The sequence below is a fragment of the Granulicella sp. dw_53 genome (genome assembly GCF_018449545.1).
In the GTDB taxonomy this organism is placed as follows: domain Bacteria; phylum Acidobacteriota; class Terriglobia; order Terriglobales; family Acidobacteriaceae; genus Edaphobacter.
The window spans coordinates 284339-298347 of sequence record NZ_JAAVUR010000007.1 but is presented as its reverse complement, the minus strand read 5'-3'; the positions used below and the strand labels follow the sequence as shown (position 1 = coordinate 298347).

Below are 14009 nucleotides of genomic sequence, written 5' to 3'. Positions count from 1 at the left end.
GTTGCTCCTTAGCTTTTCTTTGTGGGGACTACAAAGGAATATTGCCATGTTTCTTGGCGGGGTTCTTTTCGCGCTTGGTGGCGAGCATGTCGAGCGCGGAGTTCAGTCGCCGGCGTGTCTCGCTGGGGCGGATGACGGCGTCGATGTACCCGCGCTCGGCGGCGACGTAGGGGTTGGCGAAGCGCTCGCGGAACTCTTCTACCTTTTCTGCGCGGGCCTCGGTGAGTATCTCCAGCTTCTGTTCTTCGGATAGAGAGACGCCTTGGGGCATGATGGCTTCGGCGCGGCGAAGCGTCGTCTCCAGTTCGCGCTTGTAGACGATGTTGACTGCGCCTTCCGGACCCATCACGGCGATCTCGGCGGTGGGCCATGCGAGGTTGAGGTCGGTGCGGAGGTGCTTGCTGCTCATGACGCAGTAAGCTCCGCCGTAGGCCTTGCGGGTGATGACGGTGAGCTTCGGCACGGTTGCTTCGGCGAAGGCGTAGAGCAGCTTTGCGCCGTGGCGGATGATGCCTCCGTGCTCCTGCTGGATGCCGGGCATGAAGCCGGGGACGTCCTCGAAGGTGATCAGTGGAATGTTGAAGGCATCGCAGAAGCGCACGAAGCGTGCGGCCTTGATGCTGGCGTTGATGTCCAGCACACCGGCCAGGAAGGCAGGCTGGTTCGCGACGATGCCGACGGGGCGGCCGGCCATGCGGGCGAAGCCGACGACGATGTTGCGGGCGAAGTTTTCCTGCACCTGGAAGAGGTAGCCGGCGCCAGTGTCGTCCTGATCGACGATGCGGGTGATGACGTCGACCATGTCGTAGGGCCGATTGCTCTCGATGGGGATGATGGTGTCGAGGGAGAGATCGGCGCGGGCTGGGTCGTCTTGCGTAGGGCGGCGCGGCGGATCGTCGAGGTTGTTCGAGGGTAGGAAGCTGAGCAGCTCGCGGACCATGGCGAGGCACTCCTGATCGTCGTGCGCCATGAAGTGAGCGACGCCGGAGATCTCGTTGTGCGTCGCTGCGCCGCCTAGCTCGTCCTTGGTGACGTCCTCGTGCGTGACGGTCTTGATGACGTCGGGGCCGGTGACGAACATGTAGCTGGTCTTCTCGGTCATCAGGGTGAAGTCGGTGATCGCAGGCGAGTAGACGGCTCCGCCCGCACATGGTCCAAGGATCGCCGAGATCTGCGGAACGACGCCGCTGGCCAGGGTGTTGCGGAGGAAGATGTCGGTATAGCCCGCGAGGGAGACCACGCCCTCCTGGATGCGAGCCCCGCCGGAGTCGTTCAGGCCGACGATGGGTGCGCCGACGCGCATGGCCATATCCATGATCTTGACGATCTTCGCGGCGTTGGCCTCGGAGAGCGAGCCGCCGAAGACGGTGAAGTCCTGCGCGAAGCAGAAGACGACGCGGCCCTGCACGCGGCCGTAGCCGGTGATGAAGCCGTCGCCGGGCACGCGCTGCGCGTCCATGCCGAAGTCTGTAGCGCGATGTGTTACAAACTTATCTGTCTCCTCAAACGTGCCTTCGTCGAGCAGCAGATCGATGCGTTCGCGAGCGGAGAGTTTACCGGCGGTTCGCTCACGGGCGCGCCGTTCTTCGCCACCGCCCTCCTCGGCGACGGCGTGCCGTGCTGCGAGCTCCGCGAGCTGACGGGAGTGCGAGGTTGCGCTAAGGGCTTTCGGTCCAGCGGCTTCGGATATCTTGGGAAACACCATAAGACAGCGATTTTACCAATGGCGCCCGCAGGCTATCTCCTGGATAAAGACCGGAATCTACGCAGGCAAACAAAGAGCGAATATAATCGCGGCAGGCAAACCGTATGGACTCCCATCCTCAACCCGACCGGTTCGGCTTTCTCCATATCGATCTGAACAGCTTCTTCGCGTCGGTGGAGCAGCAACTTCATCCGGAGTTTCGCGGCAAGCCGCTGGCCGTTGTGCCGACCATGGCGGACACGACGTGCTGCATCGCAGCCAGCTATGAGGCCAAGGCTCTGGGCATCAAGACCGGCACGCAGGTGGGCGAGGCGAAGAGGCTCTGCCCTGGGATCATCCTCATCGAGGGAAACCACACCGAGTACGCCAAGTACTCGCACGCCATCGCCGAGGCCGTCGAACTGATCTGCCCCGTCGCCCATACTCCATCGATCGACGAGATGGTCTGCCAACTGATGGGGCGCGAGCGGGAGCCGCCCCGGGCCAGAAAGATTGCGCTGGAGATCAAGCAGTCCATCTACACGCGGGTGGGCGAGGCACTGCGCTGCTCCATCGGCATGGCGCCTAACCGCTACCTCGCCAAGATCGCCAGCGATATGCAGAAGCCCGATGGGTTGATTGGGCTGCTGCCATCGCAGCTTCCCCGCGCCATCTCGCATATCGATCTGCGCGACCTGCCGGGCGTCGGGGCGAAGACCGAGATTCGTTTGAATGCCAAGGGCATTACTACGATGGAACAACTGCTCGCGCTGGACCGCGAGGGGATGCACAAGCTTTGGGACTCGGTCTGGGGGGACCGTTTGTACCACTGGCTGCGTGGTGCGGAGTCTGGCGACGACGGTGCGCCGGTCGCATCGGACGTGCAGAAGTCGCTCGGCCACTCGCATGTTCTTGCGCCCGAACATCGCTCGGCGGAGGGCTCATGGGCGGTGGCGCACAAACTGCTGCATAAGGCGGCGATGCGGCTGCGGATGGAGAAGTTCTACACCGGCTCGCTGGCGGTTACGATTCGGTATCAGCTCACGAAGGAGCAGTCCGAACGCATGAAGTCGAAGAAGCACTTCTCCGGGATCAAGCAATCGGGCTGGGCGATGGAGGCGCGCTTCAGGGATTGTCAGGATACCCTCACCCTGCTGGAGGTTCTGCGCAGCCTGTGGAGCGAACGCCCGCAGGGACCGGACTTCCAGAAGCCCTTCTTTGTGGGCGTCACGCTGCGGAATCTGATCCCCGAGAGCGAGTACCAGGCGGAGCTCTTCGCCGATCCGAACAATCGCGCCGGCCTCTCCGCCACGATGGATAAGCTCAACCTGAAGTATGGCCATACGACCCTGCACTTTGCCGGGATGCTGCCTGCCCGCGAGTCCGCGCCTACGCGAATCGCGTTCACGCAGATCCCGGTGCAGTATGGCGTCGACTATATGTAAGCTCGCCGTCCGCGGTTCGATCTGATTTGATCTATCGACACGTATTCCTTAACTTGAAGACAGCGGCTTCAACGCTGCTGTTCGCAGAACGAAGGAAAGGTATTCGCAATGTCCACCGTAAAACTTTGGACGGATGAGCAGGTCTCCTCCGATCCACGCGTTAAGGCAGTCTTCGACGACATACGGGCTACCCGCAAATCTGATTTCGTAAATAACTTCTGGCGCGCGCTTGCCAATCAACCGGCGCTTCTGGAGAGAACCTGGTCCAGCATCAAGGAGGTCATGGTCGCGCCGGGCGAGCTCGATTCGCTGACCAAGGAGCTGATCTATATCGCGGTGTCCACGATCAATAGCTGCAGCTACTGCGTGCACTCCCATACTGCGGCGGCGCGCGCCAAGGGTCTTACGGATCAGCAGCACGCTGAGTTCCTTGCAGTGGTGGGCATGGCAGCGGAGACCAACGCTCTGGTCAATGCCCTTCAGGTGCCTGTGGATCCCGAGTTTATGGTGAGATAGAGCTTACCTTCATCGCCTCTTCGACAATTTGTAACGAATCATGTCCAATTTGATTCCAACCTCTTATCGTCAGGGAGCGGCCCGCTACATCGGTCGCATAGCGCCGTCTCCTACGGGCCTGCTCCATCTCGGCCACGCCGCCACCTTCTGGACAGCGCACCAACGAGCACAGGAGGCGGAGGGTAAGCTCCTGCTTCGCAATGAAGACCTGGACCCGCATCGCTCGCGTGCTGGCTTCGTAGAGGCCATGCTGGAAGATCTTGCATGGCTCTGCATCGTTTGGACTCCGCCCATGGTCTCGCAGTCGGAGCGTCTTGCTCTTTACCGCGAAGCGCTCGATCGACTGCTCCTTGCAGGACATAGCTACCCTTGCCGTTGCAGCCGTCAGGACCTTGCCCGCATGGCTCATGCGCCGCATGACGACCACGCTGCGCAGGAGCCGGACGATGAGCGCGTCTATCCCAACATCTGCAGACCGGCATTGCGTGAACAGCATCTTGAGCCGGCCTTTCAGCCCAATACCAACTACCGCTTCCGCGTGCCAGACGGAGCGGTCCTTCGCTTCACCGACCGCAACCTGGGTCCACGCGCCTTCACGGCTGGAATCGACTTCGGCGACTTTCTTATCTGGCGCAAGGACGGCGTCCCCAGCTATCAGCTTGCCTGTGTGGTCGACGACGCGGCCATGGGCATCACCGAGGTCGTCCGGGGCCGCGACCTGCTCAAATCGACGGCGCGGCAGATGTTGCTGCAACGTGCCCTCGGTCTTACGTCGCCCGAGTACTTCCACACTCCTTTGCTGGTCGACTCCGAGGGGAACCGCCTGGCCAAGCGCCACGACGCTCTAGCCCTTCGCACGCTGCGAGAGCGTGGCCACTCCCCGGAGCGGGTGATCGCGATGTTTCAAGCCTCTGCAATCCGCTCCGGAACATGACATCTGTCACCTCGCTTTGCTGACGTTCCGCACTACTGGCGATGCGCGGCCTGGGGCATCCTTGGTCTTGTCAGAGTGACAGTCCTGCACCCGAGGGAGACGCCATGCAAGCTACAGCGGTCTTACAAGAGAGTTATGCAGCACGTATTCCAACAGTGCCCGCGCCGGCAGCCATCGCGAGCCTGGACAACATCACCAAGCGATACAAAGCCACAACCGCGCTGGATGGCTTGAGCCTCTCGCTTCATCCTGGCGAGGTCGTCGCGTTGCTTGGGCCGAACGGCGCGGGTAAGTCGACCGCCGTCCGCCTGATGCTTGGTCTCGCCTCTCCCTCGAGCGGCAGCGTGCACATCTTTGGCGGCGATCCTCGCGATCCTGCCACACGGACGCGCGTGGGAGCGATGCTTCAGGTCGCCCGCATTCCAGAGACGCTGCGCGTGCGCGAACACATCGACCTCTTCCGCAGCTACTACCCGCGGCCGTTGGCCTTCGAGGAGGTCGTCCGAATCGCGCAGTTGCAGGGGATAGAGAATCGGCTCTTCAGCCAGCTTAGTGGAGGGCAGAAGCAGCGCGTCCTCTTTGGGCTTGCGCTGTGTGGTGATCCGGACCTGCTGTTCCTGGATGAACCTACCGTCGGCATGGACATCGAAGCGCGGCGGAGCTTATGGCAACAGATCCGTTCGCTTGCGGCGCGGGGTAAGACCGTTCTGCTGACGACGCATTACCTGGAAGAGGCCGACGCGCTCGCACATCGCATCGTGGTCATCGACAAGGGCCGCATTGTAAGCGAGGGGACGCCCTCGGAGATCAAGAGTCAGACTGCTGGACGCAAGATACGCTGCCGCACGACGCTCTCTATCGACTGGCTCCGCTCACTGTCCGGCGTCACAGCGGTCGAGCACTCTGGCGAGCATGTGACCGTTACTGCTACAAATGCAGAGAGCGTCGTCCGCGAGATGCTGCTGCGTGACGAAGCTCTCAGCGGCCTGGAGATCACCAGTCCGGCTCTCGAAGACGCCTTTCTCGAACTCACCTCTGCTAAGTAAGCCTCCAACATCGCCAGGAGTACATCATGTCGACCACCGCCATTGCCCATCCTGTCTCATCCACCGGCATCGCGCATACTGCGCGCATCTTCGCCAAGGAGACCAAGTACGAGTTCCTTAAGCTGCTGCGGGCCAGATCCTTCTCGCTCGCCATCACCGGATTTCCCGTGATGTTTTACCTGCTCTTTGGCATCGCCAACCGGCACGCTAACAACGGCAATATCCAGATCGCCAAATACATGCTGGGCAGCTACGCCTGCTTCGGTCTGGTCGGCGCGGCGCTCTTCGGCATCGGCGCGGGCATGGCTGCGGAGCGAGCCGCGGGCTGGCTGGAGGTGAAGCAGGCCAGCCCCATGCCTCCCATGGCCTATCTCTTCGGCAAATGCGCGACCGCTGTGGCCTTCGGTCTCATCATCGTGTGCATCCTTACCGTCATTGGCCTAACCATGGGTGGCGTGCAACTAACCGCGCTCGAGTTTGCCAGGATGCTGGGCATGACGGTCGCGGGGGCGATCTCCTTCGCCAGCATGGGCCTGTTGCTGGCTCTTGTTATTCCGGCGAACGCCGCTCCGGGCATCGTCAATCTCCTCTACCTGCCTATGTCCTATGCCAGTGGCCTATGGATTCCCATCGAGTCGCTGCCCCATTTCGTACAGCGCACAGCTCAGGTTCTGCCCACCTATCACCTTGCGCAGCTCATGTTGAGTATCTTCGGCTACCAGAACGCCGACTCCCTCTTAGGCCACTGGATCGGCCTCGCCGGGTTCACGATGCTGATGCTCGGCCTAAGCTGGTTGCTCTTCCAACGTTCCCAGCAGAACTCTTAGCCCCAAGGCGTAGACTGCACTGAAGCACACCTATGAGCGATGTTGACACCATCTCGAGACAGCAGCGGCGGGCGTGGCTTTGGCTCGCCTACTCGAGCTTTCTCTTCATCGACCCGATCGTTCAGCCAAGTCTGCGGCTTTGGCTCGGTACGCTTGTAGTCTTCACGATCTTTCTTGGGGTCTTCACCGTCTACGTCCGCGCCGCCGGGGGAGTCAGGTCCACCCGTTTTTGGATGATCGCCGCCACCTTCGTCCTCGGCCTTGTAACCTTCCCATGGAATACCGGTGGTTCCACGTTCTTCGTCTACACCGCGGCGCTCCTCCCATTCGGCATCGTCTCCGTTCGACGCGTACTCTTACTCTTCCTTGCGGAGGCTGTCCTCGTCGCCGGCGAAGGATACCTCTTCCATATCAGCTGGCCTAATATCGTGATCGCCGTCTTCCTGCTCCTGACTATCGGCTGCGGCAACATCTTCTTCGCGGAACAGAGACGCGCCGACTGCAAGCTCCGTCTCGCGGAGGAGCGGAACGCCTCCCTCGCCGCTGTCGCGGAACGCGAGCGCATCGCACGCGATCTGCATGACGTGCTCGGCCATACGCTCTCGGTGATTGTGTTGAAGGCGGAGCTCGCCAGGCGCCTGATGGAGCAGGATCCTCAGCGGGCCGCACAGGAGATCGCCGACGTCGAATCCACCGCCCGCACCGCTCTTGCCGAGGTGCGCGAGACCATTGGAGGTTATCGTTCGCAAGGGCTGGCCGCCGAACTCGAACATGCCCGCCGAACCCTCGACGCGGGCGGTGTCGCGCTTACGTGGAAGGCTCCGGCGATGGGGTCGCCCACGCTCAGCGCTACCGAAGAGACGGTGCTCTCGCTCTCGGTTCGCGAAGCGGTCACCAATATCGTTCGCCATGCAGAGGCGACGCGCTGCACCATGAGCCTCGCCACCACCTCCGACGGCTTCTATGCGCTGCTAGTGGAGGATAACGGCCGCCACATAGTCCAACGGGAGGGCAACGGTCTGCGCGGGATGCGGGAGCGCGTTCATGGACTCGGAGGACGCTTCTCTGTTCGCAGCGAGCACGGAACACGATTGCTGATCGAGCTTCCCATCACGTCGGCCCAGGCACGGCAGAGGGCCACAGTATGAACGGGGCTACCATTCGCGTCGTGCTGGCGGAGGATCAGGCGATGGTCCTCGGAGCGCTTGCGGCGCTGCTGGAGTTGGAGCCAGATATTACGGTCGTCGCCCGCGCCGCTACCGGACGCGCCGCGCTCGAAGCCGTTGCAAAACACACTCCGGATGTTCTGGTCACGGATATCGAGATGCCCTTGATGACGGGTCTCGAGGTCGCTGCGATGCTGCGCATCAGCCACCCCGAGGTGCGAACCATCATCCTCACCACCTTCGCCCGGCCTGGCTATCTGCGCCGTGCGCTCGACGCCGGAGCCCGCGGCTATCTTCTCAAGGACCATCCCGCCTCTGAACTTGCCGATGCGGTACGTCGCGTCCATCGCGGCCTGCGTGTCGTGGATCCGGGCCTTGCAACGGAGGCCTGGAGCGCAGAGGCAGATCCACTTACCGACCGCGAACGCCAGATTCTGCAACGAGCCGGGGATGGCCGCTCCTCCACGGAGATCGCCTCGGAGCTGCATCTCTCGGAGGGCACGATCCGCAACTACCTCTCCGAGGCTATCGCCAAGCTGGGCGCCTCGAACCGGGTCGATGCCGCACGCATCGCACGCACAAAAGGTTGGCTCTAGCCTCAAACTTTTCTGACACCTTTTATTGCACCCCACGTCTCACCCTGGCTCCGATTTCAGGCATCTCACTCGAACGAAGAGGAGATGCAATGAATCCCTACACCTTTAGAACCACCCTTCGTACTGCGGCGCTCTGCGGAGCCGCGCTGCTGCTCGCCACCGGCTGCAATAAGAAGGCCGACAACTCGCTCAACTTCACCAATGCCGTCAACACCTACTACACCTCGCATCCGGCCTGCATCTGGTCGGAGGCTAAGAAGTTCCCCGTGCAGGAAGATACCTCCGACACCAGCAAGACCATGGGCTACGACGCGCTGGTCGATCAGGGCCTGCTCGTCCGCACGACTGCTGAGAAGAAGAAGATGATCATCGCCAGCAAGCAGGTGAATAACTACGACGTCTCCGATAAGGGGCGCTCCGCCTGGACGACGGATCCGAATCAGCCGGGCTTCGGCAACTTCTGCTACGGGCACCGCAAGGTGAGCAGCATCGATAGCACCACGCCTACTACCGACGCGGTCGGCGCGACCACACAGGTGACCTACCACTACACCTTCTCCGACGCTCCTGACTGGGCCAAGGCAGCCGAGACTCAGACGGCGTTTCCGCAGATCCGAACCGATCTCGCCGGTCCGCAGATCGGCCAGGCGACGCTGACCAATACCAGCAGCGGCTGGGCTGTCTCCAGCGCGCCGGGGAATCACACCACGAACGCGGACGGCACCATCGTTCAATAGCCGGTCAAAAGTTCCTGGAATAACTTAGGCCCGCAGAGAGATCTCTCTGCGGGCCCTTTTTTGCCGGCTGACGTTACTGTTCCGTATCGTCCGGACCGCCGATTCCCTGCACCTCCTGGGTCTCGTTGTAGGGCTTCATCTCGTACTGTGGTGGTGGAGTCCCTCCGGCGAGGTTGCGTACGAAGTAGTCCCATCGACGCCGCGTCATGTATGGCGTCGCCGGACCGTAGCCGTGGGCCACGTTCGGAATCAGCAGCAGGTCGAAGTCCTTGTTCGCCTTGATCAGGGCATCCACGACGATGAGCGTATTGTTCATGGGAACGTTGTCATCCATCGTGCCGTGCGCCAGCAGCAGATGCCCCTTGAGCTTGGCGGCGTCCTTCTGGTTCGCCTGGCTGTCGTAGTTGCTGGTGCCATCTGGATTCTTGACCAGCAAACCAGCCCACTTCTCCGCCCAGTCGTCCTCGTAGTCGCGGTTGTCGTGGTTGCCGCTCTCCGCGATTCCCACCTTGAAGAAGTCCGGGTAGTGGAACATCGCTGCAGCCGTCGCGTTGCCGCCACCGGAGTGCCCGTACATTCCCGCGCGATCCAGATCGATGAACGGATACTGCGCCGCGAGATCCTTCATTCCCGAGACCTGATCCGGGATGGTGTTATCGCCCAGGTCCGCGTAGTACGCCTCGTGGAAGGCCTTGGATCGCCACGGCGTGCCCATGCCGTCGATACACACCACGATAAAGCCAAGCTCCGCCAGCGCCTGGTTGTCCTTGTGCGCCGCCATAAAGTCTCGCTTGCCGCAGGACCCTGTCTGCGGCCCCGGATAGACGTTGTTGACGATGGGATACTTCTTCGACGCATCGAAGTTCGTCGGCTTGAACATGAAGCCGTAGAGATCGGTCTTGCCGTCACGAGCCTTGACCTTGATCGGCGTCAACGGCACCCAGCCCGTAGCCTGAAGCTTGGTGATGTCCTCCTTCGCCACATCCATCACGACCTTGCCCGTGGTGTCGCGAACCACTGCGGTCTGTGGCTGCGTCGGAGTAGAGTACACGTCGATAAAGGAACGCCCGTCGTTCGAGACCGTGATGGCATGTGCGGCCTTCTCCGGAGTCAGCAGCTTCAGATCGCTGCCGTCGAACTTCACGCTGTAGAAGTGCGAGAAGTAAGGGTCGCAGTCCGGCTCCTTGCCTACGGCAAGAAAGTAGAGCGTACGCGCCTTCTCATCGACGTGCAGCACCTGCGTAACATTGCCCTCACCGTGGGTGATCTGGTTCTTCAGCGCACCCGTAGTCAGATCGTAGAGATACATCTGGCCCCAGCCATCTCGCTCGCTGAACCAAAGCAGCTCATTCGACTTCGGCAGATACTTCCAGTTGACCCGGTCGTTGCCGCTCTCGAAGAACTTGGCGGCCGTCTCGCCCATCACCTCGCGAACCTCGCCCGTCACCGCATCGGCGATCCGCATCCACTCCTGCTTGTGGTCGCGCGAGGTGGAGACGAAGCCCAGATGCGTGCCATCCTCGCTCCATTGCACATCGTCCCAGGTGGTATCGCCACCGTGGCAGGCCACATCGTCGCAGATGGTGGAGCGGTGCTGATCCGGCGGCATCTTCAGCCGCACCACCTTCGGCTTTTCGACATCGATCACCACCCGCTCGATCATCGTCACGTTCGGGTCGCCCACCAGGGGATACTTCCAGGCTTGTAAGTCGGGATGTGTGTTAACCACGGGCACCAGGTACATCTCGCGCACCTTGCGCTGATCCTGCTGAAAGGTCGCGATCTTCTTCGAGTCCGGCGACCACAACAGCACAGCTGCATCGCTGTGCGACCAGCCGGCGTTGTCGGTAGCGTAACCGTAGTCCTTCACGCCATCGGTGGTTAGCTGCTTCTCTGCCCCTGTCTCGACATCCACCACCCACAGGTTGTTGTCGCGGATAAACGCCTGTTTCTTTCGATCCGGAGAAAGAATGCTCGTGGGATGTGGCCGTCCGGGGGCGCGGACGCCCGCCTGAATATGCCCGGGTTTACGCGCAGCCTTGGGCACCGGAACCGGAGAACAAGTGCCCGTCCCACTGAGATCGCAGCGCAGGGTAGCTCCATCTACGGTGACCATCACCGTGCGGTCGCCGTGCTCGAAGGCAAGATCGCTGATAGGAAGCGCAGCTGCCTTGAAGCCTCTCCCTGGAACGGCGGCGGTCAACGCAGCCGTCAACTTGGCGTGATCGAACGCAGGGACCTTGGTCTTCTTCGCCGGATCGACCAGCGTATAGACCACGCCATCCGGCCCGTTGTCGCGATACCAGAAGCGCCCGTCCGCCAGCCAGGTCGGCGCATCCACCCCATGGTAGACCAGTGGATTCACGTTGTACTGCATGAACTTCTCAGCTTGCGCGTAGTCCGCCGCCGTGTATTGACGCCCCTGTTGCGCTACTGCCCAACCGCTGAGCCCCAACATCGCTGCTACAGTCGAGACCTTCAGCATTCGCTTGCCTGCAAACATTCTTCTTCCCTCCGGCTTATGAAACGGATGGGAGTCAGTCTACAGGGAGCGGGCGCTCTTGCAGAAAAGCTACTAGCTCTTCGTATCCGCGGCGAGCTTCTTCTCTGTCCGCTCGATCTCGCCGGTCGCCCGGGAAAACAGGCTTTGCAGCTTCTCCAACAGACCGCCGGGATCGTAGCTGCGAACATGGTGGTCTGCCGCACCACAATCCTCCGCCCCACTCGCCGACGACACGATGATGGGAAGAGTGGGCACCAGTTGCTTCAAGCGCTCCACCAGGACGGCGCAGGGCATGTCCCGATCTGCCGCATTCAGCACTGCCGCATCCATGTTGGGAAAGCGTTGGAGGGTCTCAACAGCTTCCTCACCGCTGTAGGCAGTGATCACATTGAATTTTGCCGTCTCGATGACAAGCTTCCGGCTGGAGATGGATCCCGGGAACTCAGCATCCATCACTAAAATACAAGGTCGTCTCATAGCTGGAGTGTAGCCTGTCCCGGCGTTGTTCGTCACTGCGCTAACGCTGCGAGAGCCCCCACAGCAACTGGCGCAGCATGCCCATCCACACCGGAGCATCGGTCGCCGAGAGCCCCATTCGCACCACCAGCCGCCGAATGTCCTCATCCCCAGAGTTCGCCGGATGGTGCCTCCGGTACCCTGCCGTTTCGAGCACCTCATTCAAGAGCAGGGCCACCCGCTCCACCTCCGCCGCGCTCGCTGGAGAGGCTCCGCGAGGCAAGCCCTCGGGCAGCTCCAAACCGCCCTGCCGGACGAGCTCATACAGACACACCGCAACCGCCTGCCCGAGGTTCATCGAAGGGTGCCGCAGATCTTCGTGCTCCTGCATCGGAATCGTCAGCAGAGACTGGCAGTGGCTCAACTCCTCATTGCTGAGGCCCGTCTTCTCCGAGCCGAACAGCAACGCCACGCGGCCCTCCTCCCCACACTGCGCAAGATGTTGCAATATTCCAGCCGCCGCATCAGGCAGAGCCTGCAAAGGGTGCTGCAGGACGCGCTCGCCCACGGCGGTCGTCCCCACCACCAGTGTGCAGTCGGCCACCGCCTCCGCGACGCTGCCGAAGACCTTCGCCTCCGCCAATACCGCCGAGGCATCGACCGCGGAGCGCGCCGCCACGAAGGGCACCTCATACTCATTCACCACGCGCAGCCGGCGGAAGCCGAAGTCGTGCATCGCACGCGCCACCGCGCCGATATTGCTGGGATTCCGCGCACGGACCAACACAACCACGATGCGATCCAGATCTTCAGTGTTCGGCATTGCTCTCAATCTTTCCGTATCAGAAGGGCTCTCGCTATTCTAGGCGGATTTGCAGCGCTCTTCGCGTACGCAACCCTAACGCAGGAAAGCCGGCTCAAGCGAGCCGGCTTTCCCGTCTCTAAGAGCAATCGTTCTAGTGGTGCTCATGCCCTTCAGGATGACCCTCAGCATGACCACCCTGCGGCGCGGCTTGCTGGTGCTGAGGCGCAGCCTGCTGATGCTGCTGGGGTGCCGCCTGTTGGTGTTGAGGTGCAGCCGCTTGTTGGTGTTGAGGCGCTGCTTGCTGACGCTGAGGCGCAGCCTGCTGGCGCTGGGGTGCAGCCGCAGCTTGCTGACGCTGTTGAACCGCTGCGGCGTTGTGGTTGTCGTTTGCGGCTGGGCGGCTGACGTTGTTCTGCCGCTGATTGACCTGCTGATGCTCCTGCGCGGTCGCCGGACCGGAGCGGACATTGTTGGTCACTCGTGCCTGCTGCTGGTTCCCAGGGCGCTCGCCTACGCGAGGCAGCGCTGCGGTCTGGGGACGTCCGCCGTTGACGCTGGCCAACTGGCTTCGATCGTTGCGGGCAGCCTGGAAGTGCGTCTGCTGCTCGCCGGTGACAGCGACATGGCGCTCACGGATCGCCGCCTGCTCCTGCGCCGAGGCACGAGCCGAGATGCCGCCATTCCCGCCGTTGTAGCTCACTCGATTAGCGTTATTTACAACGATATTCCGGTTGTAGACGTTGTGAATCACGCCAACATTGATGTTGTTGACCGAGCGGTTGTACTCAAAGGCGCCATGATTCCAGTAACCGCCCTCGTACCCTCTGCCACCGTAGCCGAAGCCATAGTTCACGCCGCCATAGAAGCCGACGTGCGGGCCCCAGTAGCCTTCATGGAAGATGAAGGCGCTGCCGCCCCAACCCCAGTACGCCGGAGTCCAGAGAAAGCCGGCCTGCGGAGGACGGACCCAAACTCCAGGAACCCAGTAGTAGCCTCCTGGCCCGTAGTGCCAGAAGCCTGGGGTCCAGAGGTATCCATCGCCAGGGCAAAGGGGCTGGGTGTATACAGGCAAGGGTGGGGGAGCGATACCTACCGAAAGAAATATTCCCGCAAAGGAAGCTGCTGGCGCGAGCAATAACGCTCCCGCAATGACAAGCTTTCGCATCGTGCTAAAAGATCGCATAACGTTACACTCCATAAATCTCATTCCACTCATACAAACCCCCTCTACCTTCGGAAGTTCCGAAGTTTCCCTTAAGTCATCTAAACTTAGAAGTTGCTCCAGTAGTAGATA

General features: G+C 61.5%; 13 protein-coding genes. 8 read left to right on the top strand and 5 right to left on the bottom strand.

Translation table 11 applies throughout. From position 1 onward, the window contains the following. Positions 1–28 precede the first annotated feature (28 nt). On the bottom strand, positions 29–1705 hold the full coding sequence (locus HB393_RS13180; RefSeq protein ID WP_213805633.1) for an acyl-CoA carboxylase subunit beta: 1677 nt from the start codon (positions 1703–1705) through the stop codon (positions 29–31). A gap of 104 nt (positions 1706–1809) precedes the next feature. On the opposite strand from HB393_RS13180, the gene HB393_RS13175 reads away from it, so the two are divergent. The 8 genes from HB393_RS13175 (at position 1810) to HB393_RS13140 (ending at position 8951) form a co-directional block, all read left to right on the top strand. Next, on the top strand, positions 1810–3129 hold the full coding sequence (locus HB393_RS13175; protein ID WP_213805632.1) for a DNA polymerase: 1320 nt from the start codon (positions 1810–1812) through the stop codon (positions 3127–3129). Between the two features lie 108 nt (positions 3130–3237). Then, positions 3238–3645 carry a carboxymuconolactone decarboxylase family protein gene (locus tag HB393_RS13170; RefSeq protein WP_213805631.1) on the top strand — a complete coding sequence of 136 codons (408 nt, stop codon included), beginning with the start codon at positions 3238–3240 and terminating at the stop codon, positions 3643–3645. A gap of 40 nt (positions 3646–3685) precedes the next feature. Further along, positions 3686–4579 carry a tRNA glutamyl-Q(34) synthetase GluQRS gene (gene gluQRS, locus HB393_RS13165; RefSeq protein ID WP_213805630.1) on the top strand — a complete coding sequence of 298 codons (894 nt, stop codon included), beginning with the start codon at positions 3686–3688 and terminating at the stop codon, positions 4577–4579. Between the two features lie 104 nt (positions 4580–4683). Then, a complete protein-coding gene (locus HB393_RS13160) occupies positions 4684–5625 on the top strand; it encodes an ABC transporter ATP-binding protein (protein ID WP_213805629.1) in 942 nt (313 codons plus the stop codon). Positions 5626–5651: 26 nt separating this feature from the next. Beyond that, on the top strand, positions 5652–6452 hold the full coding sequence (locus HB393_RS13155) for an ABC transporter permease (RefSeq protein ID WP_213805628.1): 801 nt from the start codon (positions 5652–5654) through the stop codon (positions 6450–6452). Between the two features lie 32 nt (positions 6453–6484). Next, the gene (locus tag HB393_RS13150; RefSeq protein WP_213805627.1) at positions 6485–7600 is read left to right on the top strand and encodes a sensor histidine kinase; all 1116 of its coding nucleotides are present in this window, start codon (positions 6485–6487) and stop codon (positions 7598–7600) included. Then, entirely contained in the window at positions 7597–8214 is a 618-nt protein-coding gene (locus HB393_RS13145; protein ID WP_213805626.1) for a response regulator transcription factor, read from the top strand. Before HB393_RS13150 ends, HB393_RS13145 begins: the two co-directional genes overlap by 4 nt. A gap of 89 nt (positions 8215–8303) precedes the next feature. Further along, entirely contained in the window at positions 8304–8951 is a 648-nt protein-coding gene (locus HB393_RS13140) for a hypothetical protein (RefSeq protein ID WP_213805625.1), read from the top strand. A gap of 73 nt (positions 8952–9024) precedes the next feature. Here the strand turns inward: HB393_RS13140 and HB393_RS13135 are convergent, their stop codons facing one another. The 4 genes from HB393_RS13135 to HB393_RS13120 all read right to left on the bottom strand — a co-directional run bounded on the left by HB393_RS13135 (position 9025) and on the right by HB393_RS13120 (position 13898). After that, the gene (locus HB393_RS13135; RefSeq protein ID WP_255551064.1) at positions 9025–11454 is read right to left on the bottom strand and encodes a DPP IV N-terminal domain-containing protein; all 2430 of its coding nucleotides are present in this window, start codon (positions 11452–11454) and stop codon (positions 9025–9027) included. Positions 11455–11526: 72 nt separating this feature from the next. Continuing rightward, complete coding sequence (locus HB393_RS13130) at positions 11527–11931, bottom strand: response regulator (RefSeq protein WP_213805624.1); 405 nt, start codon at positions 11929–11931, stop codon at positions 11527–11529. 40 nt (positions 11932–11971) lie between these two features. Continuing rightward, a complete protein-coding gene (locus HB393_RS13125; RefSeq protein ID WP_213805623.1) occupies positions 11972–12733 on the bottom strand; it encodes a TrmH family RNA methyltransferase in 762 nt (253 codons plus the stop codon). 133 nt (positions 12734–12866) lie between these two features. Further along, entirely contained in the window at positions 12867–13898 is a 1032-nt protein-coding gene (locus HB393_RS13120; protein WP_255551062.1) for a YXWGXW repeat-containing protein, read from the bottom strand. Positions 13899–14009: the final 111 nt, after the last annotated feature.